We start from the raw sequence: 23,901 nt of genomic DNA, 5'->3' as shown, positions 1-23,901 counted from the left end.
CGTCCCGCAGGGAAGTTCCGCAAAGCGCACTTCCCGGAGGGACGTCCCGGGCGCCCCCCGGCGCGCCGTGGTAGCGATCGGGGCGTTCGACGGGGTGCACCGCGGGCATCGCGCGCTCGTCGAGCGGGCGCGCGCGGAGGCCGTCTCCCGGGGGGGCGAGCTTCTCGTCGTGACCTTCTCGCCGGACCCGGCCGAGGTGCTCGCGGGGCCGCAGGCGCGCGCGACGCTGTTGCCGCCCGCCCAGCGCGCGCGGGCCCTCGCCTCGCTGCACGGCGTGGACGAGGTCGTGACGCTCGACTTCACGCCGGGGCTGGCGGCACTGCCGTTCGAGCGGTTCGTGCGCGAGGTGCTCGGGGGGATCTGCGCGCTCGACGCCATCGTGGTGGGGGAGGACTTCCGCATGGGCGCCGGCGGCGCCGGGGACGTGGCCGCGCTCGCGGCGCTCGGCGCGCGCGACGGCTTCGACGTCGTGGGCGTGCGTCTCGCCGACGAGGGCGGCGAGCCGATCACGGCCACGCGCGTGCGCGCCCTGGTGCGGGCCGGCCGCGTGGAGCGCGCGGCGGACCTGCTCGGGCGCTGCCACCGCGCGGGCGGCACGGTCGTCCACGGGCGCGGGGAGGGGACCTCATTCGGCTTCCCCACGGCCAACGTGGCGCTCCCGGACGCCCTCTGCGTGCCCGACCAGGGCGTCTACGCGGGCTTCGTGGTGGCGGGCGACACGGCGTGGCCCGCGGCGCTCAACGTGGGCGCGCCGCCGTCCTTCTCGCCGTCCTCCTCCGCGCCGCGCTCGCTCATCGAGGCCAACCTCATGGGCTTCTCGGGCGACCTCTACGGGCGGGAGGTCGAGGTGGCGTTCGTGCGGTGGCTGCGCGACTCCCGCCCGTTCGACTCGCTTGACGAGCTCGAGCGCACGGTGCTCGGCAACATCGACTGGGTGCGCGCCGCGCTCGGCGACGGCGCCCTCGAGCTGGGGGAGGCGGGCGCGTGATCTCTGACGAGGACAAGGAGCGGGTGCGCCAGGCCACCGACTTCGTGCAGCTCGTGGCCGAGACCGTGGAGCTGCGCCAGCGGGGCCAGGAGTTCTGGGGCTGCTGCCCCTTCCACGGCGAGAAGACCCCGTCGTTCAAGGTCAACCCGGCCACGGGCCTCTGGCACTGCTTCGGCTGCGGCGAGGGCGGCGACGTCTTCTCCTACGTGCAGCGTCGCGAGAACCTCGACTTCCCGGACGCGATCCGCTACCTGGCCGACCGCGCGGGCATCGAGCTCTCCGAGGAGCGCGGACAGCGCGGCCCGCGCAAGAGCCGCCTGGTGGAGGCGCTCGAGGAGGCGGAGTCGTTCTATCACCTCATGCTCATGCGCGGCCGCGGCGCGGACGCCGACGCGGCGCGCCGCTACCTGGCGGGGCGCGGCTTCGGCTCGGACGTCTGCCGGCGCTGGAGGCTCGGCTACGCCCCGGGGCGCGGCGCGCTGGTGGCGCACCTGCGCTCCAAGGGCTTCTCGCCGGCCGAGATGATCGCGGCCGACCTGGCGCAGGAGCGGGGCGGCCGGCTCGCCGACCGCTTCTGGGGCCGCGTGATGTTTCCCATCCACGACGAGCGCGGCCGCGCGATCGCCTTCGGCGGGCGCGTGCTGGAGCAGCGCGAGGGCGTGGCCAAGTACGTCAACACGCGCGACACCGCCGCCTTCAACAAGGGGCGGCACCTCTTCGCCTATGACCGCGCCAAGGAGTCGATGGCGGCCACCGGCGAGGCCATCGTCTGCGAGGGCTACACCGACGTCATCGCGATGCACGAGGCGGGCTTCACGAGCGCCGTGGCCGCGCTCGGCACGGCCTTCAGGCTCGAGCACGTGCGCCTCATGGAGCGGCAGCGCGTGAGCCGCATCGTGTGCCTGTTCGACGGCGACGCCGCCGGCCAGCGCGCCGCCGAGCGCGCGGTGCGCTACCTCGACCAGACCTCGGCCGCGCTCATGTGCGTGGTGCTGCCCGACAACCAGGACCCGATGGAGTTCCTCTCGACCCACGACGCGGCGGCGATGCGCGAGCAGCTCGACGGCGCGCGCCCGCTCATGGACTTCGTCTTCGAGAAGCGCCTGGCGGCCCACGACCTGAGCTCGCCGGGCCGGCGCGTCCGTGCGCTCGAGGACATGGCGGGGCTGCTGGCCCCGCTCAAGCGCTCGGTGCTGCTCGACGAGTACGCCACGCGGCTCGCGGACACGCTCGGCATGGACGTCGGGCGCACCAAGCGCGCGATCGAGGACGCGCCGGTGCGCGAGGCCGACGACGCGCGCGAGGCCCCGCGGTCCCGCCGCGGGCGCGACGAGCGGCCCGCCCCGGCGACGGGCGCGCCGGGCCCCGCCGACGACGACCGGGTCCCGCTCGAGGCCTACGGTGCCGCGCCCGCCGAGGCGGGGGAGCGCGGGGCCGAGGGCGGGGACATCCTCCTCGGCGCGCCCCTCTCGGCGGACGAGCGCATGCAGGTCTCGGCCGAGCGCGAGCTGCTCTGTGCCCTGGCGCAGCGCCCCGACGCGCTCAGGCGCTACGAGGACCGCATCGCGTCGCTCAGCTGGTCGGACGAGCGCCACGAGGCGATGGCCTGGGCCATGCTCTCCACGCCCGAGGGCAGCTCGCCCGCCGAGGTGGTCGCCGCCGCCTCGGCCGTCGTGCCGGAGGCGCCGCGGATCCTGTCGGGGGGCCGGGTGATGGACGAGGCCGAGCTCACCGACGAGCAGAAGCTCGACCTCATCGTGGACACGGCCGAGCTGCTCTCGTGCCGCCGGCGCATCCGGCAGATCCGGGGGCGGCTGAGCGGGCTCGGCGCCGCGGACGCCGACGCCGAGCGCCTCTTCGAGGAGGCCGCCGCGCTGCAGCGGCGCGCGGGCGAGCTCTCGGGGCACCTGTCCTCGGTCTCCGCGGAGTAGCGATTGGGTATAATCCTTTGGGTTTTTACGTTGAAGGGACACATACGTGGCTGCCAAGAAGACAAGCGACGACATCAAGCTCTCCGAGGACCTGCTCCGCGTGGTGGACGGGCTCGTGAAGGGCGCCGGCGAGCGCGCGAGCGTGACCGAGGACGACATCCAGGTCGCGATCCGCGACGTGGACGTCAACTCGGACGAGCTCTCCGACCTCTATGACGCGCTGCGCGCGCGGGGCGTCGAGGTGAGCGGGTCGCCCGCCGCCTCCGAGGCCGACGCGGACTTCTCGCTGGACGACGACGGCTCCGGCGACGACTTCGACGACGACGCGTCCTCCGACGGCGACGAGTTCGACGAGGACGGGGACGGCGAGGGGCAGTCCGAGAGCGCCGCCGAGGCCAAGGCCGTCAAGGAGGCGCTGCGCTCGGTGCCCAAGGCCAGGGTCGCCAAGCCCAAGCGCTCCTCGCGCGCCCGGGCCCGCCGCGCCGACACCTCCACGGCCATGCTCACCGGCGACCCGGTGCGCATGTACCTCAAGGAGATCGGCAAGGTGGACCTGCTCACGGCCTCCGAGGAGGTCAACCTCGCCATGAAGATCGAGGCGGGCACCGAGGCCACCGAGAAGCTCGAGGCCGCCGAGGCGGGCGAGGCCACGCTTACCCGCGCCGAGCAGCGCCGCCTCATGCGCATCGAGCAGGTGGGCCTCGACGCCAAGCAGCAGCTCATCAGCGCCAACCTGCGCCTGGTCGTCTCCATCGCCAAGCGCTACGTGGGCCGCGGCATGCTCTTCCTCGACCTGATCCAGGAGGGCAACCTCGGCCTCATCCGCGCGGTCGAGAAGTTCGACTACACCAAGGGCTTCAAGTTCTCGACCTACGCCACGTGGTGGATCCGCCAGGCCATCACCCGCGCCATCGCCGACCAGGCGCGCACCATCCGCATCCCGGTGCACATGGTCGAGACCATCAACAAGCTCATCCGCGTGCAGCGCCAGCTGCTGCAGGACCTCGGCCGCGACCCCACCCCCGAGGAGATCGGCGCCGAGATGGGCATGAGCCCGGACCGCGTGCGCGAGATCCAGAAGATCAGCCAGGAGCCCGTGAGCCTGGAGACGCCGATCGGCGAGGAGGAGGACTCCCAGTTGGGCGACTTCATCGAGGACTCCACGGCCGTCGCCCCGCCCGAGGCCGCGTCCGACTCCATGCTGCGCGAGCAGCTCGACCAGGTGCTCGACGGCCTGGCCGACCGCGAGCGCAAGGTCATCAAGTTCCGCTTCGGCCTGGAGGACGGCCACCCGCGCACGCTCGAGGAGGTCGGGCGCGAGTTCGGCGTCACCCGCGAGCGCATCCGCCAGATCGAGTCCAAGACGCTGGCGAAGCTGCGCCACCCGAGCCGCTCGGGCCGCCTGAAGGACTACATGGAGGACTGAGCCGCCCGCGGCCCCGGCTGTCGTCGGGGCCGCCCTTGGCTCAATGCGCGTTTGACCCCTCCCGCTTGCGTGGCCGGGGAGCCGCGCGTTAGCTAGACTACTTCGGCTGCGCAAACGAGAGAAAGGATCCTCATGTCCAAGCTGCAGAAGAGGCTCAAGGCCTACTCGATCGGCATCATGGGCTTCGGCCTGCTCGACATTCTCGCCGGGGTGTTCATGGTGGCCGCCTCGCCGTTCGCCGCGGGCCTGACGTTCACCATCGCCGGCGATCCCGCCAACGGCTCCGACGCCGCCACGATTCTGGGCATCGTGGGCATCATCATCGGCCTGTACTGCGTCGTGGTGGGCGTGCTCGGCGCCCGCGCCGCCAACCACCCGCGCAAGATCGGCGCCTTCAAGTGGCTCGACCTCCTGCTGGTGGTCACGGTGTTCGTGGAGTTCTGCACGGGGCTGCTCAACGGCGGGCAGATCTCGTGGGTCGAGCCGGTGCTCTTCGTGCTCGGCGTTTTGGCCTACGTCAACGCCGTCAAGGCCAACGAGGAGGCGCTCAACCGCTAGGGCGCGCACATACGCTTTCCCCTGCATCTCGTGCCCCGGGACTCGGAACGGGGCACTTCTCGTTTGGCGACGCCTCGTGCCGTCCCGTGCGCCCGGGTCGGCCCGGCGCCGCGTCGCCCGGAGCCGCGTCTCCTCCGGAGCCTCCGTGCCACCCGTATTAACGCGCAGAATCGGACATGCGCGTTAATTTTACCTGCGGACATAGAAACCGGTATCTGATTCTGCGCGTTATCTGAGACGGGGAGGGGCGACGGCGAGCCCCGCGGGCTCAGCTTGCGCACGAAAAAGGGCCGGAGACGTTGTCTCCGGCCCTGACTTCTCTGGCTCCCCGGGTAGGATTCGAACCTACGACACGCTGATTAACAGTCAGCTGCGCTACCACTGCGCCACCGGGGAATGTGTCGCGCGAGAAATTAGTATACAGATGCCGTCGCCGAGCGCAAGCCCCAATTTGAAAAATCTCGGTGGCGCGGGCGCGCGCGGCGCGTCGTGTGTGGGGCCTCGGTGTGGCTCGGCGCGCTGTGATAGGATTCTGACGTCACGCAACCCATCGTCCGGAGGCATCTTGACCAGCGCATCCACATCGAGCGTCTCTCCCTATGCGAGCGGGCGCTACGCCAAGGACGGCTTCATTCTCCAGCAGCTCGTCAACAAGGACTTCAAGCTCCGCTACCGCCGGTCGGTCCTCGGCGTGGTCTGGAGCGTGCTGAACCCGCTGCTCATGATGATCATCATGAGCTTCGTCTTCTCGTACTTCCTGCGCGGGTCCAGCGTGGAGAACTACCCGCTCTACCTCATCGTGGGAAACATCACCTTCTCGCTGATGAACGAGTCCACCAGCGCCGGCCTTCGCTCCATCATCGACGCCGCGCCGCTGCTCAAGAAGGTCAAGGTCGACCGCTGGGTCTTCCCGGTGCAGAAGGTGTTCTCCGCGGCGTTCAACTTCTCGTTCTCGCTCATCGCGGTGGCCGTCGTCATGCTCTTCTTCCGCGTGATGCCCACCTGGCACATCATCTGGATGGTCCCGGCGCTGCTGCTGCTCATGGTCTTCTGCATGGGCATCAGCCTGCTCATCGGCGCGGCCGCCGTCTTCTTCCGCGACATGATCCACCTCTGGAGCGTGCTCATCACCGCGTGGACCTACCTCACACCGATCTTCTGGGACCTCTCGCTGCTCACCAACTCGAGCGCGCCGTGGTTCGTCATCGCGGTGGTCAAGCTCAACCCCATGTACAACTACATCGACATGATGCGCTGCGCCATCGTCTACCAGACGAGCCCGGGGCTCACGGTGGTGGCGCTGTGCGTCTTCTGGGCGGTCGTGGCGCTGGTGCTCGGCTACCTCGTCTTCCGCAGGACCGAGCACAAGTTCATCCTCTACATCTAGGCGGTTCGCATGGCAGACACCACGTCCGAGTACGTCATCGAGGTCAATGACGTCTCGATGATCTTCAACATCGCGAGCGAGCAGCTCAACAACCTCAAGGAGTACTTCATCAAGCTCATGAGGCACGAGCTGTTCTTCAAGGAGTTCCGCGCGCTCGACCACGTGAGCTTCAAGGTTCGCCGCGGCGAGGTCGTGGGACTGGTGGGCACCAACGGCTCCGGCAAGTCCACGATGCTCAAGTGCATCGCCGGCGTGCTCGAGCCCTCCGAGGGGTCGATCGTCGTGCGCGGCAACATCGCCCCGCTCATCGAGCTCGGCGCCGGCTTCGACCCGGAGCTCACCGCGCGGGAGAACATCTACCTCAACGGGGCGCTGCTGGGCTACACGCGCGCCTTCATCGACGAGCACCTCCAGGAGATCGTCGACTTCGCCGAGCTCCAGAACTTCATGGACATGCCGCTCAAGAACTACTCCAGCGGCATGGTGGCGCGCATCGCCTTCGCCATCGCCACGGTGACCGAGCCGGACATCCTGATCGTCGACGAGACGCTCTCCGTGGGCGACGTCTTCTTCCAGGAGAAGTGCGAGGAGCGCATCCAGCACTTCATCAAGTCGGGCAACGTCACGGTGCTCTTCGTCTCGCACTCCATGGAGCAGGTGGAGCGCATCTGCCAGCGCGCCGTCTGGATCGAGAAGGGCGTGCAGCGCATGGACGGGCCCGTCCGCGAGGTCTGCGACGCCTACCGCGCCCAGTTCGGCTGACGACCGTCTCCCGCTCGGGTGGTACGATAGCCTCGTGTCCGAGCGAACCAAGACGAGGAAGCGAGAGTGCCATGGGATTTCTCGATGACGTTCAGTCGACCTTCAACCGCGGCGTCGCCGGCGCGAGCCGCACCGCCTCGACCGTGAAGCTCAAGGGCCAGCTCAACGACGCCCTCAAGCGCCGGCAGGGGCTCGTTGCCCAGCTCGGTGCCAGCCTCTACGAGACGACCAGGGACGACCCGGCGTTTCGCGCGGGCCGCGAGACGCTCTATGACGGGATCGCGGCCATCGACGCGGAGCGCGCGCAGATCCAGGCCGAGATCGACCGCCTCGAGGCGGAGTCCCAGGCCGCCCAGACGGCCGCCACGCGCGTCACGTGCCCGTTCTGCGGCTCGCAGGTGAGCATGAGCGACCTGTTCTGCTCCGGCTGCGGCAAGCCCATGGCGGAGATCCGCGCCGCGCTCGGCGCGCAGGCGTCCGCCGCCTGGGACGGCCCGACGTGCCCGAGCTGCGGCGCGCCCATGAACGAGGGCGACCTGTTCTGCATGAGCTGCGGCCACCGGCTGGAGGAGCCCGCCAAGGCGCCCGCGCCCGCACCCGCCCCGGAGCCCGTGGCCCCCGAGCCCCCGGCGCCCGTGGCACCCGCTCCGGAGCCCGTGGCCCCCGAGCCGCCGGTCGCACCCGTCCCCGCTCCCGACCCCGAGCCTGCCGCCGAGCCCGTCCCGGAGCCCCCGGCCCCCGCGCCCGCTCCCGAGCCTCCGGCGCCGGAGCCCCCCGCCGCGGCCTCCGCGTGCCCGAGCTGCGGCGCGCCTCTCGCGCCCGGCGACGCCTTCTGCATGAACTGCGGCGCCCGCGTCGAGGCCCCCGCGCCCGCCCCTGAGCCCAAGCCGGCGCCCGCGGCGTTCTGCCCCGAGTGCGGCGTGCCCGCGGCGCCCGGGGACGCCTTCTGCGGCAACTGCGGTCACCCGCTGGCCTAGCCCGCGCGCCTTGTGCCGAGCGCCCCGCTGGCGTACAGTGAGGTGGATTCTTTAAGCCGGTGCGAGACGCCAGCAAGGTCAGGTCCCTCGGGACGCTTCTCATGCGCCTTTCTTGGACGCTCGTGCCGTGCAGGCCGGCGTCCTTTTTTCTCGAGAAGGGAGTCTCATGGACCAACCCCGGCTCAAGGCCCAGATCATGGACGAGCGGGCCATGGCGCGCGCGCTCACCCGCATCGCGCACGAGGTCATCGAGCGCAACGAGGGCTCGTCCGACGTCGCGCTCGTGGGCATCGTCCGCCGCGGCGCCGTGATCGCGCCGCTGCTCGCGGACGAGATCGCCAAGATCGAGGGCGCCCGCCCGCCGGTGGGGCGCCTCGACGTCAGCTTCTACCGCGACGACGTGCGCCGCAAGATCGCCCCGGTGGAGTTTGCCACCGAGATTCCCTTCGGCGTCGACGACCGCAACATCATCCTCGTCGACGACGTGCTCTACACCGGGCGCACCATCCGCGCCGCGCTCGACGCCCTGATCGACCTCGGCCGGCCGCGCAGCGTGCAGCTCGCCGTCATGGTCGACCGCGGCCACCGCGAGCTCCCCATCCGCGCCGACTACGTGGGCAAGAACGTCCCCTCCAGCCACGAGGAGGACGTCCGCGTGCAGGTCGCGCCCTGCGACGAGCGCACCTCGGTGGAGATCTGGACCCTGCCCGGTGCGGACGAGAGGGGAGGCGAGGCCTAGATGCTCTCCGTCAAGCACCTGATCGACACCACGAGCCTCACGGCCGACGACATCACGCAGATCCTCGACACCGCCCGCTCCTTCTCGGAGGTCAACCGGCGCGCCATCAAGAAGGTCCCCGCGCTGCGCGGCCGCACGATCGTCAACCTGTTCCTGGAGCCCTCCACGCGCACCAAGAGCTCCTTCGAGCTCGCCGAGAAGCGCCTCTCGGCCGACAGCCTCTCGATGGGCGGAGCCACCAGCTCGGTGGTCAAGGGAGAGAGCCTCGCCGACACCATCGAGACGATCGACGCCATGAACGTCGACATGTTCGTCTGCCGCGCCAAGCTCGCCGGCACGCCGCAGAAGATCACCCAGCACACCGACGCCGTGGTCATCAACGCCGGGGACGGCAAGCACCAGCACCCCACGCAGGCGATGCTCGACCTCTACACCATCCGCGAGAACTTCGGCCACCTCGACGGCCTCAGGGTGGCCATCGTGGGCGACCTTTCGCACAGCCGCGTCTGCGGCAGCCTCGTGCCGGCGCTCAAGACCATGGGGGCCGAGGTCACGCTCGTGGGCCCGCCGACCTTCCAGGTGGACGACCCCGACTACTACGGCGTGCCGCAGACCTCCGATCTCGACGCGGTGATCCCCGAGGTCGACGTCGTCTACATGCTGCGTGTCCAGCTCGAGCGCATGGAGGGCGCCGCCATCCCGTCGCGGCGCGAGTACAACCGCCTGTGGGGCCTCGACATGCGCCGGGTGGGCATGATGCGCCCGGACGCGATCATCTGCCACCCGGGCCCCATGAACCGCGGCATGGAGATCAACGCCGACGTGGCCGACTGCGCGCGCTCGCGCATACTCGACCAGGTCAACGCCGGCGTGCTCACGCGCATGGCCGAGATGTACCTGCTCCTGGAAGGTGAGGGTGATGTCGTATCTGCTTAAGGGCGCCCACGTCGTGGACCCGCAGGTGGGCCTCGACGGGGTTGCTGACGTGCTCCTCGACGGGTCGACCGTGGCCGCGGTGGGGGAGGGCCTCGCCGCCCCCGAGGGCACCGAGGTCGTGGACTGCGCCAGCAAGTACCTGGTGCCGGGACTCGTGGACATGCACGTGCACTTCCGCGACCCGGGCTTCGAGTACAAGGAGACCATCGAGACGGGCTCGCGTGCGGCGGTCCACGGCGGCTTCACCGACGTGGCCACGATGCCCAACACGGACCCTGTGACCGACACGGGCGCCGAGGTCCGCTACCAGATCGACCGCGCCCGCCACGCGGGCCTCTGCCACGTGCGCCCCATCGGCGCGCTCACGACCGGCGAGAAGGGCCAGCAGCTCGCCGAGATCGGCGACATGGTCATGGAGGGCGCCGTCGCGTTCTCCGACGACGGCCACGGCGTCCAGAGCGCAGGCATGATGCGCACCTGCATGGAGTACGTGAGCCAGTTCGACCGCGTGGTCTCGGCCCACTGCGAGGTCGAGAGCCTCACCACGCACGGCGTCGTCAACGAGGGGCGCGCCTCCACGCGCCTCGGCATGTTCGGCTGGCCGGCGCTGGGCGAGGAGCTGGAGATCTACCGCGACATCGAGCTCGCCCGCGTGACCGGCTGCGCCCTGCACGTGGCCCACATCTCCACCGAGAAGGGCCTCGACCTGGTGCGCGCCGCCAAGGCGGAGGGCCTGCCCGTGACCTGCGAGGTCACCCCGCACCACCTCTTCCTCTCCGAGGACGACATCACCGACGCCTACGACACCAACCTCAAGATGAACCCGCCGCTGCGCCGCGCCTCGGACGCCGCCGCGCTCGTCGAGGGGCTTCTCGACGGCTCGATTGACTGCGTGGTGACCGACCACGCGCCGCACGCGCCGCACGAGAAGGACTGCGAGTGGGAGATCGCGTTCTTCGGCATCGTGGGGCTCGAGACCTCGCTGCCGCTCATGCTCACCAACCTGGTCCTGCCCGGGCGGATGAGCTGGTCGCGCCTCGTGGAGGTCATGGCCGTGAACCCGCGCCGCGTGCTCAGGCTGGAGCCGGTGCGCCTGGAGGCCGGCTCGCCGGCCGACCTCACGCTCATCGACCCCGCCCGGAGCGTCACGATCACGCCCGACTACCTCCAGAGCCGCTCCAAGAACTCCGCGTGGCTCGGCGCCACGCTCACCGGCGTCGCCACCGACGTGTTCGTCTCGGGACGGCGCACGATGACCAACGGCACGCTCACCCCCGTCCCGCGGGTGCTGCGATGACGGCCGCGACGACGCTGCACGACGTCACGGTCGTGTCCAACGAGCCCGCCGCCGAGGGGCTCGTGCGCGTGGTCCTCTCGGCCCCGGCGCTCGCCGCGGCGCTTGAGCCCGGGCAGTTCGTGAACCTCGCCGTCCCGGGCGACGCGAGCCAGATCCTGCGCATCCCGCTCTCGTTCAGCCGTGCCGACGCGGCGGGCGGGACGTTCGAGATCGTCTACGCCGTGGTCGGCGACGGAACGCGCCGCCTCTCGCGGATGCGCCCGGGGGACGCCACCACGGCCGTGGGGCCGTGCGGGAACCCCTGGCCGCTGCCCGTGGGCGCGGCGCGCGCCTGCGTGGTCGCCGGCGGCGTGGGCGTCACGCCGATCGTGGCCTGCGCGCGGATGCTCGCAGCGTCCGGCACGGCCTTCGACGCCGTCGTGGGCGCCCAGACGGCCGCGCGCCTCTGGGGCACCGCGGAGCTCGCCGCGCTCGGGGCGGGCGAGGTCGCCGTCACCACCGACGACGGCACCGCCGGGCGCCGCGGCTTCACCACCGACGCGCTCGCCGAGCTTCTCGCCGCGCGCTCCTACGACGTGGTCTACGCCTGCGGGCCCGAGGTCATGATGGCCGGCGTGGCCCGGCTCTGCCGCGAGGCGGGCACGCGCTGCCTGGTCTCGATGGAGCGGATGATGTGCTGCGGCTTCGGCGCGTGCGGCACCTGCAACGTGGCCATGGCCGACGGCACCTACAAGTCCTGCTGCAAGGACGGGCCGGTCTTCGACGCCGAGGAGGTGGCGTGGTGATGGGCGAGAGGAGCGTCCGCATGGCCGTCGACCTTGGCGGCATCCGCATGCAGAACCCCGTGTGCACCGCGTCGGGCACCTTCGGCTTCGGCCAGCAGTTCGAGGGCTTTCTCGACGTGGGCTCGCTCGGCGCGATCACGCTCAAGGGCTGCTCGGCCGAGCCCTGGCCCGGCAACCCCGCGCCCCGCATGTGCGAGGTGCCCTCGGGCATGATGAACACGGTGGGCCTGGCCAACCCCGGCGTGGCCGGCATGGTCGAGAGCTACGGCGACTACCTCGCCGACCTCGAGCGCCGCGGCTGCCGCGTGATCGTGCAGGCCGCGGGCCACTCCGTGGACGAGTACGTGGCGGCCGTCGAGAAGATCGAGGAGCTCTGCCCGTGGGCGAGCGGCGTCGAGCTGAACGTCTCGTGCCCCAACCTCGCCCGCGGCGGCGCCCTCGTGGGCGGGACGCCCGAGAGCGCGGCCGAGGTCGTGCGCGCCGTGCGCCCGCGCGTGAGCCGCCCGCTGCTGGTCAAGATGGCGCCGGTGAACGTGGCCGAGATCGCGCGCGCCTGCGAGGCGGCGGGCGCCGACGCGCTCAGCCTCATCAACACGATCAACGGCATGTCCATCGACGTGCGCACCAGGAGGAGCCGTCTCTCGCGCCCCACCGGGGGCGTCTCGGGGCCGGCCATCCACGCGATCGCTGTGCGCATGGTTTGGGAGGCCGCCGGCGCCGTGAGGATCCCGGTCAACGGGATGGGCGGTGTCGCGAGCTGGCAGGACGCCGCCGAGATGATCCTCGCCGGCGCCACGGCCGTGACCGTGGGGACCGCGAACTTCTACGACCCCGCCTGCGCAGCGCGCGTGGCCGAGGGGCTCGCGGCCTGGGCCGCCGAGCAGGGGGTCGACGACATCAACGAGCTGATTGGAGCCTTCGAATGCTGACGTACGAAGAGGCGAGCGACAAGGTCATCGTCGCGCTCGACTGCTCGCGCGAGCGCGCGCTCGAGCTCGCGGGCCTGCTCGAGGGGCGCGCCACGTGGGTCAAGGTGGGCATGACGCTCTTCTACGCGGAGGGGCCCGCCGTCGTGGACGCGATGCGCGAGCGCGGCCTGCGGGTCTTTCTCGACCTGAAGGTCCACGACATCCCGTTCCAGGTCCAGGGCGCCGTGCGCGCCGCCTCGCTCACCGGGGCCGACATCCTCTCGATCCACGGGCTCGGCGGCTCCGCGATGGTCGCGGCCGCGCGCACGGGCGCCGAGGAGGCGGCGGAGCTGCGCGGCGGGGAGCGCACGCGCCTCGTGGCGATCTCGGTGCTCACGAGCATGGACCAGCAGGCGCTCGCCGAGGTCGGGGTGGGGGACGCGGTCGCTGACGAGGTCGCGCGACTCGCGTCGATGGCGTGCGGCGCCGGCTCCGACGGCATCGTGTGCTCCCCGCAGGAGGCCGCCCAGATGCGCGCGCTTCTCGGCCCTGACGCCCTCATCGTGACCCCGGGGGTACGTCCCGCCGGCGCCGCGACGGGCGATCAGCGGCGCGTTGCGACACCCGCCGCGGCCGTCGCCGCCGGGGCCTCCAAGCTCGTCATCGGCCGTCCGATCACCGGTGCCGACAACCCCGCGGCCGCCTTCGACGCCATCGTGGGCGAGCTGCGCGCCTAGTGCCGCCGACCGGTACCTGAGCTGCACCTTTGGTGAAGAGGGGTTGCAAAAGCTCAGGTAGTGGGGCAAACTTATGCACTGCGCTCCGCCGTGACTCAGCCGGTGGGGCAAGGATTCCGATGTTTGGAGGAAACATGGCTCTACCTACGCTTACCGACGAGCAGCGCATGGAGGCCCTCGCTAAGGCCGCCCAGACCCGTCACGCCCGTGCCGAGCTGCGCGAGAAGATCAAGAGCGGCAAGGTCTCCCTCGAGGCCGTCCTCGACTCCGACGATCCCGTCGCCACCCGCATGATGGTCTCGACCCTCATCGAGTCCCTCCCCGGCTACGGCAAGGCCAAGGCCGCCAAGATCATGGACGAGCTCGGCATCTCGGCCTCCCGTCGCGTCAAGGGCCTCGGCGCCCGTCAGCGCGAGCGCCTGATCGAGACCCTCTCCAAGTAAGTTGGCGCGTAGGGCCAGAATCTTCGTAGTCTCCGGACCGTCAGGCGTTGGCAAGGGCACGCTCGTCTCGCTTCTGCGCGAGCGCGTGTCCAGCCTGGGCCTGACGGTCTCGGTAACTACGCGCTCCCCGCGTCCCGGGGAGGTCGACGGCGTCTCGTACCACTTCATGGACGACGCCGAGTTCGACCGTCTCGTGGACGAGGGGGCCTTCCTCGAGTGGGCGCGCGTCCACGACCATCGCTACGGGACCCTGCGCTCGGAGGTCGAGCGCGTCGTGGGGGAGGGGCGCTCCGTCGTCCTCGAGATCGACGTCCAGGGCGCGCTCAACGTGCGGCGCGTCCTCCCCGAGGCGGTGCTCGTCTTCATCGAGCCGCCCTCGATGGGGGAGCTCGAGCGGCGCCTGCGCGCCCGCGGCACCGAGGACGAGGCCGAGCTCGAGCTCAGGCTCGCCAACGCGCGCCGCGAGATGGCCCTGGCCGGCGAGTACGACGCGCGCGTCGTCAACGACGACCTCGAGCGCGCCTGCTCCGAGCTCGAGGAGCTCATAGAATCGTACGAGACGGACGGAGGTCCCTCACCAAGATGTCAGTGATCAAGCCCGAGATCGACAACCTGCTCGACAAGACCGAGCACAACCCCTTCCTGCTCTGCTCGATCGCGTCCAAGCGCGCCTGCGACATCAACAACATGGTCCGCGGCCAGCACCTGCGCGTGACGGCCATCCAGGACTTCGACGACATCACCACCGTCGCCTCCGGCAAGGACCCCGTGTCCATCGCCATGCAGGAGATCGAGGACGACACGCTGGGCTTCGTCAAGGAGGACTTCGACGAGGACATCCGCGGCGCCAACGCGATCCACCTGCAGTAGCGCATGACGGAGAGACTCTGCCTGGTCCACTACCACGAGATCGGGCTCAAGGGCAAGAACCGCTCGACCTTCGAGAACCAGCTCGTCACCAACCTGCACCGGGCGCTGCGCGACTTCGAGGTGCGCGACATCGCGCGCATCTCGGGCTACGTCGTGGTCCAGGCCGCCGACGGCCGGGCGAGCGAGGAGCTGGCGGCCGCCATCAGGCGCGTGCCCGGCGTGGCGCGCGTCTCGCTCGCGTATCGCTGCGGGCTCGACGAGGACGAGTACGTTGCCGCCGCCGTGCGCGCGCTCGGCGAGGCGGGGGAGTTCGGCAGCTTCAAGGTCCACGCGCGCCGCTCCTCGACCACCTACGAGCGCCACACCCTCGAGATGAACCAGCTCGTGGGCTCGGCGCTGTGCGCCGCGTTCCCCGACAAGAAGGTCGACGTGCACCATCCCGACGTCACCGTCGTCGTGCACGTGGTGCAGGGCTCCACGTTCGTCTACGCGGCCTCCGCGCCCGGCGTGGGCGGGCTGCCCGTTGGCACGGCCGGCAAGGTGGTCACGCTGCTCTCCAGCGGCTTCGACTCGCCGGTGGCCACCTGGATGGTGGGCCGGCGAGGCGCCACGTGCGTGCCCGTGCACTTCTCGGGCCGCCCGATGACCGCCGACACGAGCGAGTGGCTCTGCCAGGACATCGTGGACGCCCTCGCTCCCTCGGGCGTGGTGGGGCGTCTCTACGTGGTGCCGTTCGGCGAGCGCCAGCGCGAGATCTCGCTCGCTGTGCCGCAGGGGCTGCGCATCATCACCTACCGGCGCGTCATGCTGCGGGTGGCCGAGCGCATCGCGCGGCTCGAGGGGGCCAAGGCGCTGGTGACGGGCGAGTCGCTCGGCCAGGTGGCCTCCCAGACGCTCGACAACATCGCCGCGGTCAACGAGGCCGTCACGATGCCGGTGCTGCGTCCGCTCATCGGCTCGGACAAGCAGGAGATCATCCGCCGCGCGGAGGACATCGGCACGGCCGAGATCTCGAGCCAGACCGCGCCCGACTGCTGCACGCTCTTCATGCCGCGCCGCCCCGAGACGCACGCGCGTATGGACGCCGTGCTCGCCGCGTGGGAGAGCTTCGACCACGAGGCCATGATCGACGACCTGGTGGAGCACGTGGAGTGGCGCGACTTCTCGCAGTGCCCCTCCTACCACGCGCCCAAGGGCCGGCTGCGCGAGCACCATCGCGAGCTCGCGCCCGCGGGAGCCGACGAGCGGTCTGCCTGAGGCCGCGAGCGGCGGGCGACCACGGTCCCGCGCGTATCCAATATGCCGTTGTGAGCGCCCCCGGTGACGGGGGCGCTTCTCGTCTCGGGGCAGCCCCGCGTCAGCTGGCGGGAAGGTTCGTGTCGGGCTTTCTCGCGCGCGGGGTCGCGGCGCGGCGCGCCGGGCGCCATGCTTGTGCCGGGAGGTGGTCGCATGGCGCAGGAGCGGGCGAGAGGGGCGCGTGGGCTGGCGCGGCGCTACGGGATCTCGGGGCGGGCGGCCGTCGCGGCGGCGCTCGCGCTGCTGGCGGCGGCTGGTGTGGTCGCCGCGCTCGCGGTCGTCCCGGCGCTGTCGGGAGGCGGGGTGGTCGTGGAGCGCGGCGGCGAGGTGACCGCGGCCCCCGGCCAGGCTGAGACGGACACTGAACGAGCTGACGGAGAGGGCCAGGAGGCCCCCGCCGCGGACGAGGCGCCCGCGACCCTGCTCGTGCACGTGGACGGGGCGGTTGCGGCCCCGGGCGTCTACGAGCTCGCCGAGGGCGCGCGAGCCAACGACGCCGTGCTCGCGGCCGGCGGGCTCGCCGAGGGTGCCGACACCTCGGCGCTCAACCTCGCCGCCCCCCTCTCGGACGGCGAGAAGCTCCACGTGCCGCGCGAGGGGGAGGAGGTCGTGGCGTCGGGAACGGGCGACGCGGCCGCTTCGGAGCAGGGGGCGTCGACGGGGGCGACGACCCCCGTCAACCTCAACACGGCGACGGTCGAGGAGCTGGACACCCTGCCGGGCGTCGGCGAGGCCACGGCGCGCGCCATCGTCGAGGACCGCGAGGCCAACGGCCCGTTCGCGACGATCGAGGACCTGATGCGCGTCTCCGGCATCGGCGAGAAGAAGTTCGAGCGGATCCGTGGGCTCGTCTGCGTCTGAGGCGCCCGCGCGGCCCGACCGTCCGCTGCTGCCTCCCGCGCTGTGGGCGCTCGTCGCGGTCATCGCCGTCACGCGCCTCGCCCTGGGCGCGGGCGTCGACGCCGGGACGCTCGTCCCGCTCGCGCTGGGGGCGGGGGTGGTCTGCGCGACGGGCGCTGCGCTCTGTGTGCGCCGGCGCGGCCCGGGGCAAGCCGCGGTCGTGCTCGTGGTGCTCGCCGGCCTGTGCTGCGCGCTTCTCGCCTCGGCCGGCGAGCTCGCGCGACAGTCGGCGCTCGCGGACGCCCTCTCGTCGAGCCCGGTCTCCGCCTGGGAGCTCGAGGTTCAGAGCGACATGAGCGAGGGCGCGCGGGGCTGGCGCGGCAGGGCCCGCGTGGGGCGCGGCGGGCGCTGGGAGGGCGTGGTGTGGCTCGTGGCTGACGAGCCGCTGGATCTGGGGTCGCGCCTGCGCTGCGTGGGCCGCTTCTCGGAAAACGGCGACGACGAGTGGGGGCGCTCGTCGCGCATGCAGGGAATCGCGGGGACGGTGGACGTGAGACGGGTGCTGGAGCGTCGGGACGCCGACGGGGCGCGCGGCGTCGTGCTGGGCCTGCGCGCCGCGGCGCTTCAGAGCCTCGACGGGCCCTCCTCGGACGCGCGGGCACTGCTCGCCGGGAGCGTCTGCGGCCACACGGCGGCCATGGCCGAGCGAGGGCTGGACGAGCTGTTCGCGAGGTGCGGGGTGTCGCACCTGGTGGCCGTCTCCGGCGGGCACCTCGTCATCGTGGCGGGCGTGCTCGGGCGGCTGCTCGCGCGCACGCGGCTGCGGCCGGCGCCGCGCGCGGCCCTGCAGCTGGGGGCCACGCTGCTGTTCGTGGCGTTCTGCGGCGCGCCCGCCTCGGCGGTCCGCTCGTGGGCCATGGCGGCGGCCGCCGAGCTCGCAGGGCTCGCGGGACGGCGGGCGCACCCGCTCTCGGCGGCGTCGGTGGTCGGGATCGCGATGGCGCTCGCGGACCCCGGCGTCACGGGGCAGCTCGGCTACCTGCTCTCCGTGACGTGCGTGTGCGGGATCTGCGCGCTCTCCTCCTACGCGCGCTACGTGCTGCGGGTGCTGGTGCCCGTGCGCGCCCCGCGCCGGTCGGGGCGCCTCGCGCGCGGCCTCACGCGGGCGTGTGACGCCGCCGGCGACGCCCTGGCGCTCACGTTCGTCTCGCAGCTGGTCACGATGCCGCTCACCTGCGCGACCTTCGGCCAGCTCTCGCTCGTGGCGCCGCTCGCGAACGTGGTCATGGCGCCGTTCTTCTCGGCGCTCCTGCCGCTGGGGCTGGTTGCCGTCGCGCTCGTCGCGGCTCCCGCGGCCCAGGGCGTGGCGCTCGCGGCCTGCGAGGCGCTCGGGGCCCTCCTCGTGCGGACGCTGCGCCTCCTCGCCGCGCTGCCGATGGCGAGCGTGGCGGTCGACGTGGACGAGGGGGCCGCGCTCGCCCTTGTCGCCGCGGGGCTCGCGATCCTTCTCGTGTGGTGGCCTCGCTGCTCGCGGCGCGCGCTCGCGGCCGGACTCGCCGTCCTTCTCGCCTGCGCGCTCGCGTGGGTCGCGCGCTGGCGGCTGCTCGCGCCGGCGGCGGTGCGCGTGCTCGACGTGGGCCAGGGCGACGCCATCCTGGTCACCGACGGCGCGTCCGCCGTGCTCGTGGACACCGGTCCCGGCGACGAGGTGCTCGCCGCGCTCGCGCGCAACCACGTGCTCCACCTCGACGCGGTGGTCCTCACGCACCTGCACGACGACCATGCGGGCGGGCTTGAGGACGTGCTCGCCACCACGGGGGCGGACGAGGTCCTCGTGGGGGCGGGGGTCGATCCACCCGCGGCCGCGGGTGCCCGCGTTTCGGCGCTGGGCCACGGCGACGTGCTGCGCGTTGGGCGTTTCTCGCTTGAGGTCATCTCGCCCGTGGGCGAGACGGACGGCACGGACAACGCCGACTCGCTCGTGCTCGCGCTCTCCTACGACGACGGCGCCCGCACGCTCGACGCGCTGCTCACCGGCGACGCGGAGGCCGACGAGCTCGCCGCGGCGCTCGGGCGCGGCGAGGCGGGCGACGTCGACCTGCTCAAGGTCGGCCACCACGGCTCGGAGGCGTCCGTGATGCCCGAGCTGGCCGCGGCGCTCGACGCCGAGGTGAGCGTCGCGAGCGCGGGGGAGGGCAACTCCTACGGTCACCCGAGCGCGGCGTGCCGGCAGACGCTCGAGGAGAGCGGATCGCGCTTCCTGTGCACCATCTGGTGCGGCGACGTGTGCGTGGAGCCGGGCGCGGACGGCCCGGTCGTGAGCTGCCAGCGGGGAGGGGAGCCCTGAGCGGCTGTGCTACATTGGGGGCGCGCCTTCGCGCGCCAGGACTACGCGCGGCCGCAGTGGGCCGCGGGGAGGGGGAGAGATGGCCGAGAGGCCCGCGCTGCTGCCGGCGTATCTGATCGTGGGACCCGACGAGCTCAAGCGCCGCCAGGCGGTGGCGCGGTTGCGGGCCCGCGTGGACGGGCCGCTGGGGGCCTTCAACCTCGAGGAGCTCACTGCGAGCGGGGACATGGACCCGGCCGGGCTTCTCGCCTCGCTCAACACGCTGCCGGTGGGCGGCGACCGTCGCGTGGTCATCGTCGAGGGCGCCGAGAAGCTCCCCAAGCCGGTGTCGGAGGCCGTGATCTCGTACCTCACCGACCCCAACGAGAGCTGCACCCTCGCGCTCGTGGCCGCGAGCCTCGCCAAGACCACGAGGCTCTACAAGGCCGTGGCCAGGGTCGGCGGGAAGGCCGTCATCGAGTGCGCGGCCAAGAAGGGTCGCGACCTGCCCCCCTACGTGCAGAAGCTCGCCCGCGCCCACGGGGTGGCGATGGACGCCGACGCGGCCGCCGAGCTCGTCGCGCGCGTCGGCGACGCGACGACGATGCTCGACAACCAGGTCGCCACGCTCGCCGAGCTGCTCAGCGGCCAGGGGACGATCACGCGCGCGCTCGTGGAGGAGCATGTGGCGCGTGTGGCCGAGGTCAAGCCCTGGGAGTTCCTCGACCGTCTCTCGGCGCGGGACGCACGCCGCTCGCTCGCGCTGTGGCGGCTGCTCGACGGGTCGGCGCTCGGCCTGCTCTCGCTCGTCACGGGACGGCTGCGCGAGCTGGTCTGCGCGCGCAGCCTCGACGCCCGCGGCCAGGGCCGCGCCCTGGCGGGAGAGCTCAAGAAGCAGGACTGGCAGGTGCGCAACCACGTCCGCTGGGCGCGCGGCTTCCGCGACGGCGAGCTCGAGGGGCTTCTCGCTGACTGCGCCGCCGCCGAGCGGGCCCTCAAGAGCGGCGCCGACGAGCGCGACGTGATGGCTCGCCTCATCGTTGCCGTCTGCGGCGCCGCGTAGCGCCCCGCCCGCGCGCCCGCCCGCCGTTGCCCGGATGACGTCGCCCCCGCCGGCGAACCCGTGCCTGTGCCCGTCCCAGGCGCGCTTCCACACGAGATTAACGCGCAGAATCGGACATGCGCGTTAATTTGACCTGCGGATATAGAAAGTTGTGCTTGATTCTGCGCGTTATCTGGAGGTGAGCCATGCTGCTGCCCGTCGACCGGCTTACCGCGCTCCGTGCCCTGCGCGTCTATCGGCGTGCGGGAGGCGCCCCGCCCGCCGAGCGCATCGACCTCCCTGAGCCCGATGCCTCGCCGCGCACGCGCTGGACTCCGGGGCTCATCCCCATCGAGCGGCTTGCGCTTGCCGAGCCGCCGGACGTCGCGCGCCCGATCGAGGTGGCGGCCCCCTCCGCCGCGAGCCGGCTGCGCGGGTCGTTCGTGCGCTGCTCGGTGCGCTCGACCAGCCTGCCCCCGCGCTCGTTCGTCTCCCTGGGTGACGGTCTCGTCACGCCTTGTCCGGAGCTGCTCTTCCTCGAGCTCGCGGACGTCATGACACCTGCGGCTCATGCGCTTCTCGGCTATGAGCTCTGCGGGACGTACGCCCGCGACCCTGCCGACCCGCGCCTGAGTGACGTCGTGCACGGTCTGAGGCCCGTTACCACCACGGAGCGCATCGCACGCTATCTCGATGAGGTGGGGCGAAGGCCCGGGAGCGTCTTGGCTCGTCGGAATCTCGCGCACGTCGCCGACAACGCTTGGTCGCCCATGGAGGCGATCGTGGCGTTCATGGCCCGGCTGCCCGTTCACGAGCTCGGGTACGAGCTCGGCGGGATCGTACTCAACGAGCGGCACGAGGCCGCTCCGCAACTTGTCCAGCTCGGCATCGCGTCCTCCCGCGTTCCGGACATCGAGGTTGTGGGGACGCACGTCGGCTTCAACTATGACAGTCATGCGCACCTCGACCTCGATGCGATCGTCGAGGCCGCGCTCAGCGGTGACGCGTCGGATTCGGTGCGAGAGGTTCGCGAGGGCTATCTCGATGACATCAGACGAAACAGGGAGCTCGCGGCGCAGGGGCGGATCATCCTCCCCGTCACGCCGGAGGACCTGTTCGCCCGCGGCGGGCTCGACGCCGTGATGCTCGAGGCGGCCCAGCTGGCCAACGAGCTGGGCGACAGTGATGACGCGCTGGGCAACGTGGCCGTAGCGCTCGACCCGTCCTACGCCCGTCCGCGCCAGCTCTTCCTCTGGTCTCTGCTCCCGTGGCCGCCCGGTGTCGGGTACGCGCGCGCCGTGCGCGGCATGGGATGGCGCGGTCTCTTTGGCTGAGTCCTCGCACGCGAGAAGATAACGCGCAGAATCAAGCACAACTTTCTATATCCGCAGGTAAATTTAACGCGCATGTCCGATTCTGCGCGTTATCGCCGAGAGTGGGGTGCCGGGTGGGCGAGAAGCCCGGGATGCCGTCGTCAGCGCACAAAAAAGCGGACCCGGGCAGCACCCCGAGTCCGCTTCATGCGCTCTGAAAGAGAGAAGCTACTTGATGGTGTTCACGAGCTTCTGCACGCCGCTCTTGCGCTGGGCGGCCTGGTTCTTGTGGATGATGCCCTTGGAAGCGGCCTTGTCGAGCAGACGGTTGGCCTTGTTGGCGGCGTCCTGGGCGGCCTCGGCGTCCTTGGCCTCGACGGCGGCGCGGACCTTCTTGACGGCGGTCTTGAGCTCGGAGCGGACCGCGCGGTTGCGCTGGCGCGCCTTCTCAGCGGTGATGATGCGCTTCTTCTGAGACTTGATGTTAGCCACGTGCAGTTCCTTTCGGTTCTTCTGAATCTGAGGCCTCTTCGCTGAGACACGGTGAGGTCAACTCGCTGAGTATAGCATGCGCGTTCCCAGTTCGCTATCATTCACCTCATGTCTACGACCGATACCTCACATATCCGCAACTTCTCGATCGTCGCGCACATCGACCACGGGAAGTCCACCATCTCCGACCGCATCCTCGAGCTCACGCACACCGTGGAGGAGCGCGACATGGAGGCCCAGCTGCTCGACACCATGGACATCGAGCGCGAGCGCGGCATCACGATCAAGTCCAACGCCGTGCGCGTCATCTACGACGCCGACGACGGCGAGACCTACCAGTTCAACCTCATCGACACGCCGGGCCACGTGGACTTCACCTACGAGGTCAGCCGCAGCCTCGCCGCGTGCGAGGGGGCGGTGCTCGTGGTGGACGCCACGCAGGGCGTGGAGGCGCAGACGGTCTCCAACGCCAACCTCGCGATGAACGCCGACCTCGACATCGTGCCGGCGATCAACAAGATCGACCTGCCGAGCGCCGAGCCGGAGCGCGTCCGCGCCGAGATCGAGGACGAGCTCGCGATCCCGGCCGAGGACGCCGTGTGTGTCTCGGGCAAGACCGGCGAGGGCATCCACGAGCTTCTCGAGGCCATCGTCTTTCTCGTCTCGCCGCCCGCCGGGGACTACGACGCCCCGCTCAAGGCGCTGATCCTGGACTCCTACTTCGACGAGTACCGCGGCGTGGTGGCCACGGTGCGCGTCTTCGACGGCCACATCGCCAAGGGCGACCGACTCGCCATGATGCAGGCGAAGGAGAGCTTCCTCGTGGACGGCGTGGGCGTCAAGCGCCCGGCCGAGCAGCTCGTGGACGAGCTTGGCGTCGGCGAGGTGGGCTTCGTGGTCACGGGCCTCAAGGACCCCGAGGCCGTGCGCGTGGGCGACACCCTCACCTACGAGGCGCGCCCCTGCGCCGAGGCACTGCCGGGCTACCGCGAGGCCAAGCCGATGGTCTACACGGGACTCTTCCCCATAGACAACAAGGACTACGAGAACCTCCGCGACGCCCTCGAGAAGCTCCGCGTCAACGACCCGTCGCTCACCTGGAGCCCCGAGACCTCCGTGGCGCTCGGCTTCGGCTTCCGTGTGGGCTTCCTGGGGCTGCTCCACATGGAGGTCGTCAAGGAGCGCCTGGAGCGCGAGTTCGGCCTGTCGCTGATCGCCACGTCGCCCTCGGTGGACTACCACGTCTACCAGACCGACGGCCAGATGCTCTGCGTGCGCAGCCCGCAGGACCTGCCGGACGTCACGCGCATCGAGCGCATCGAGGAGCCCTACCTCAAGGCCAAGGTCATCGTGCCGCCCGAGTACACCGGCGCGGTCATGCAGCTCGCCATCGAGCACCGCGGCGTCACGCGCGACATGGTCTACCTCTCCGAGAAGTCCGTGGAGATGCACTTCGACATCCCGCTGGCCGAGCTCATCCTCGACTTCTTCGACCAGCTCAAGAGCCGCACCAAGGGCTACGCGAGCCTGGACTACGAGTTCTCCGACTACCGCGCGAGCGACCTCGTGAAGCTCGACATCCTGCTCTCCGGCGACGAGGTGGACGCGCTCAGCTTCATCGTCCATCGCGACAAGGCCTACGCGATGGCGCGCGGCCTGTGCGACCGCCTCAAGGAGATCATCCCGCGCCAGCAGTTCGAGGTGCCCATCCAGGGCGCCATCGGCAACAAGATCATCGCGCGGAGCACGGTGAAGGCCGTGCGCAAGGACGTGCTCGCCAAGTGCTACGGCGGCGACATCTCGCGCAAGCGCAAGCTGCTCGAGAAGCAGAAGGAGGGCAAGAAGCGC

The 23,901-nt window shown here is 71.2% G+C and carries 23 protein-coding genes and 1 tRNA gene; 22 read left to right on the top strand and 2 right to left on the bottom strand.

Annotated elements, in window-relative coordinates; translation table 11 throughout:
* From ribF to ACWTSU_RS02935, 4 genes are all read left to right on the top strand, one after another.
* The coding region (gene ribF, locus ACWTSU_RS02950; RefSeq protein WP_455138387.1) for a riboflavin biosynthesis protein RibF at nt 1-988 on the top strand (988 nt) is incomplete at its 5' end.
* A complete protein-coding gene (gene dnaG / locus ACWTSU_RS02945) occupies nt 985-2,919 on the top strand; it encodes a DNA primase (protein ID WP_455138386.1) in 1,935 nt (644 codons plus the stop codon). The genes ribF and dnaG, both read left to right, overlap by 4 nt.
* A gap of 46 nt (nt 2,920-2,965) precedes the next feature.
* The gene (gene rpoD / locus ACWTSU_RS02940; protein ID WP_455138385.1) at nt 2,966-4,345 is read left to right on the top strand and encodes an RNA polymerase sigma factor RpoD; all 1,380 of its coding nucleotides are present in this window, start codon (nt 2,966-2,968) and stop codon (nt 4,343-4,345) included.
* A gap of 132 nt (nt 4,346-4,477) precedes the next feature.
* The gene (locus ACWTSU_RS02935; protein WP_455138384.1) at nt 4,478-4,903 is read left to right on the top strand and encodes a hypothetical protein; all 426 of its coding nucleotides are present in this window, start codon (nt 4,478-4,480) and stop codon (nt 4,901-4,903) included.
* Nucleotides 4,904-5,224: 321 nt separating this feature from the next.
* Here ACWTSU_RS02935 and ACWTSU_RS02930 read toward each other — a convergent pair.
* Nucleotides 5,225-5,299 (bottom strand) — tRNA-Asn (locus ACWTSU_RS02930).
* Nucleotides 5,300-5,468: 169 nt separating this feature from the next.
* Here ACWTSU_RS02930 and ACWTSU_RS02925 point away from each other — a divergent pair.
* The 17 genes from ACWTSU_RS02925 to ACWTSU_RS02845 all read left to right on the top strand — a co-directional run bounded on the left by ACWTSU_RS02925 (nt 5,469) and on the right by ACWTSU_RS02845 (nt 21,582).
* Nucleotides 5,469-6,290: an ABC transporter permease gene (locus ACWTSU_RS02925; RefSeq protein ID WP_455138383.1), complete on the top strand. Its 822-nt coding sequence runs from the start codon at nt 5,469-5,471 to the stop codon at nt 6,288-6,290.
* A 9-nt stretch (nt 6,291-6,299) separates the two neighbouring features.
* Complete coding sequence (locus ACWTSU_RS02920) at nt 6,300-7,052, top strand: ABC transporter ATP-binding protein (RefSeq protein ID WP_455138382.1); 753 nt, start codon at nt 6,300-6,302, stop codon at nt 7,050-7,052.
* Between the two features lie 71 nt (nt 7,053-7,123).
* The gene (locus ACWTSU_RS02915; protein ID WP_455138381.1) at nt 7,124-8,029 is read left to right on the top strand and encodes a zinc-ribbon domain-containing protein; all 906 of its coding nucleotides are present in this window, start codon (nt 7,124-7,126) and stop codon (nt 8,027-8,029) included.
* Between the two features lie 166 nt (nt 8,030-8,195).
* Entirely contained in the window at nt 8,196-8,768 is a 573-nt protein-coding gene (gene pyrR, locus ACWTSU_RS02910; RefSeq protein ID WP_455138380.1) for a bifunctional pyr operon transcriptional regulator/uracil phosphoribosyltransferase PyrR, read from the top strand.
* Nucleotides 8,769-9,704, top strand: a complete 936-nt coding sequence (locus ACWTSU_RS02905) for an aspartate carbamoyltransferase catalytic subunit (RefSeq protein ID WP_455138379.1) — start codon at nt 8,769-8,771, stop codon at nt 9,702-9,704.
* Nucleotides 9,688-11,001 (top strand): dihydroorotase, encoded by a 1,314-nt coding sequence (locus ACWTSU_RS02900; protein ID WP_455138378.1) that lies wholly within the window; start codon nt 9,688-9,690, stop codon nt 10,999-11,001. The genes ACWTSU_RS02905 and ACWTSU_RS02900 overlap by 17 nt, the downstream gene beginning before the upstream one ends.
* Nucleotides 10,998-11,786, top strand: coding sequence for a dihydroorotate dehydrogenase electron transfer subunit (locus ACWTSU_RS02895; RefSeq protein WP_455138377.1), 789 nt, complete (start codon nt 10,998-11,000; stop codon nt 11,784-11,786). The genes ACWTSU_RS02900 and ACWTSU_RS02895 overlap by 4 nt, the downstream gene beginning before the upstream one ends.
* A gap of 20 nt (nt 11,787-11,806) precedes the next feature.
* Nucleotides 11,807-12,715 carry a dihydroorotate dehydrogenase gene (locus tag ACWTSU_RS02890; RefSeq protein ID WP_455138376.1) on the top strand — a complete coding sequence of 303 codons (909 nt, stop codon included), beginning with the start codon at nt 11,807-11,809 and terminating at the stop codon, nt 12,713-12,715.
* Nucleotides 12,709-13,431, top strand: a complete 723-nt coding sequence (pyrF, locus tag ACWTSU_RS02885) for an orotidine-5'-phosphate decarboxylase (protein ID WP_455138375.1) — start codon at nt 12,709-12,711, stop codon at nt 13,429-13,431. The genes ACWTSU_RS02890 and pyrF overlap by 7 nt, the downstream gene beginning before the upstream one ends.
* A 134-nt stretch (nt 13,432-13,565) precedes the next feature.
* Nucleotides 13,566-13,874, top strand: a complete 309-nt coding sequence (gene mihF, locus ACWTSU_RS02880; RefSeq protein ID WP_455138374.1) for an integration host factor, actinobacterial type — start codon at nt 13,566-13,568, stop codon at nt 13,872-13,874.
* A gap of 1 nt (nt 13,875) precedes the next feature.
* On the top strand, nt 13,876-14,466 hold the full coding sequence (gmk, locus tag ACWTSU_RS02875) for a guanylate kinase (protein WP_455138373.1): 591 nt from the start codon (nt 13,876-13,878) through the stop codon (nt 14,464-14,466).
* Nucleotides 14,457-14,744 carry a DNA-directed RNA polymerase subunit omega gene (locus ACWTSU_RS02870; protein WP_455138372.1) on the top strand — a complete coding sequence of 96 codons (288 nt, stop codon included), beginning with the start codon at nt 14,457-14,459 and terminating at the stop codon, nt 14,742-14,744. Before gmk ends, ACWTSU_RS02870 begins: the two co-directional genes overlap by 10 nt.
* A 3-nt stretch (nt 14,745-14,747) precedes the next feature.
* A complete protein-coding gene (thiI, locus tag ACWTSU_RS02865) occupies nt 14,748-16,001 on the top strand; it encodes a tRNA uracil 4-sulfurtransferase ThiI (RefSeq protein WP_455138371.1) in 1,254 nt (417 codons plus the stop codon).
* A gap of 192 nt (nt 16,002-16,193) precedes the next feature.
* Complete coding sequence (locus tag ACWTSU_RS02860; protein WP_455138370.1) at nt 16,194-16,901, top strand: helix-hairpin-helix domain-containing protein; 708 nt, start codon at nt 16,194-16,196, stop codon at nt 16,899-16,901.
* Nucleotides 16,882-19,227: a ComEC/Rec2 family competence protein gene (locus ACWTSU_RS02855; RefSeq protein WP_455138369.1), complete on the top strand. Its 2,346-nt coding sequence runs from the start codon at nt 16,882-16,884 to the stop codon at nt 19,225-19,227. Before ACWTSU_RS02860 ends, ACWTSU_RS02855 begins: the two co-directional genes overlap by 20 nt.
* Before the next feature lie 79 nt (nt 19,228-19,306).
* The gene (gene holA, locus ACWTSU_RS02850) at nt 19,307-20,269 is read left to right on the top strand and encodes a DNA polymerase III subunit delta (RefSeq protein ID WP_455138368.1); all 963 of its coding nucleotides are present in this window, start codon (nt 19,307-19,309) and stop codon (nt 20,267-20,269) included.
* Nucleotides 20,270-20,454: 185 nt separating this feature from the next.
* Entirely contained in the window at nt 20,455-21,582 is a 1,128-nt protein-coding gene (locus ACWTSU_RS02845; protein ID WP_455138367.1) for a hypothetical protein, read from the top strand.
* A 207-nt stretch (nt 21,583-21,789) separates the two neighbouring features.
* Here ACWTSU_RS02845 and rpsT read toward each other — a convergent pair whose 3' ends face one another.
* The gene (rpsT, locus tag ACWTSU_RS02840; RefSeq protein WP_455138366.1) at nt 21,790-22,053 is read right to left on the bottom strand and encodes a 30S ribosomal protein S20; all 264 of its coding nucleotides are present in this window, start codon (nt 22,051-22,053) and stop codon (nt 21,790-21,792) included.
* 108 nt (nt 22,054-22,161) lie between these two features.
* On the opposite strand from rpsT, the gene lepA reads away from it, so the two are divergent.
* Nucleotides 22,162-23,901: translation elongation factor 4 (lepA, locus tag ACWTSU_RS02835; RefSeq protein WP_455138365.1), on the top strand; the 1,740-nt coding region annotated here is incomplete at its 3' end.

This window comes from Thermophilibacter sp. (assembly GCF_966187215.1).
The sequence above is the reverse complement of the archived record's forward strand: the minus strand, read 5'-3'. Positions and strand labels throughout refer to the sequence as shown.

What these genes read in the sequence shown, in the direction of transcription:
- ACWTSU_RS02890 (WP_455138376.1), top strand. Translation starts at nt 11,807, where the DNA reads ATGGCCGTCGACCTTGGCGGCATCCGCATGCAGAACCCCGTGTGCACC.
- ACWTSU_RS02900 (WP_455138378.1), top strand. Translation starts at nt 9,688, where the DNA reads ATGTCGTATCTGCTTAAGGGCGCCCACGTCGTGGACCCGCAGGTGGGC.
- thiI (WP_455138371.1), top strand. Translation starts at nt 14,748, where the DNA reads ATGACGGAGAGACTCTGCCTGGTCCACTACCACGAGATCGGGCTCAAG.
- ACWTSU_RS02905 (WP_455138379.1), top strand. Translation starts at nt 8,769, where the DNA reads ATGCTCTCCGTCAAGCACCTGATCGACACCACGAGCCTCACGGCCGAC.
- ACWTSU_RS02920 (WP_455138382.1), top strand. Translation starts at nt 6,300, where the DNA reads ATGGCAGACACCACGTCCGAGTACGTCATCGAGGTCAATGACGTCTCG.
- ACWTSU_RS02870 (WP_455138372.1), top strand. Translation starts at nt 14,457, where the DNA reads ATGTCAGTGATCAAGCCCGAGATCGACAACCTGCTCGACAAGACCGAG.
- ACWTSU_RS02895 (WP_455138377.1), top strand. Translation starts at nt 10,998, where the DNA reads ATGACGGCCGCGACGACGCTGCACGACGTCACGGTCGTGTCCAACGAG.
- ACWTSU_RS02915 (WP_455138381.1), top strand. Translation starts at nt 7,124, where the DNA reads ATGGGATTTCTCGATGACGTTCAGTCGACCTTCAACCGCGGCGTCGCC.
- ACWTSU_RS02935 (WP_455138384.1), top strand. Translation starts at nt 4,478, where the DNA reads ATGTCCAAGCTGCAGAAGAGGCTCAAGGCCTACTCGATCGGCATCATG.
- pyrR (WP_455138380.1), top strand. Translation starts at nt 8,196, where the DNA reads ATGGACCAACCCCGGCTCAAGGCCCAGATCATGGACGAGCGGGCCATG.
- holA (WP_455138368.1), top strand. Translation starts at nt 19,307, where the DNA reads ATGGCCGAGAGGCCCGCGCTGCTGCCGGCGTATCTGATCGTGGGACCC.
- mihF (WP_455138374.1), top strand. Translation starts at nt 13,566, where the DNA reads ATGGCTCTACCTACGCTTACCGACGAGCAGCGCATGGAGGCCCTCGCT.
- ACWTSU_RS02860 (WP_455138370.1), top strand. Translation starts at nt 16,194, where the DNA reads ATGGCGCAGGAGCGGGCGAGAGGGGCGCGTGGGCTGGCGCGGCGCTAC.
- ACWTSU_RS02845 (WP_455138367.1), top strand. Translation starts at nt 20,455, where the DNA reads ATGCTGCTGCCCGTCGACCGGCTTACCGCGCTCCGTGCCCTGCGCGTC.
- pyrF (WP_455138375.1), top strand. Translation starts at nt 12,709, where the DNA reads ATGCTGACGTACGAAGAGGCGAGCGACAAGGTCATCGTCGCGCTCGAC.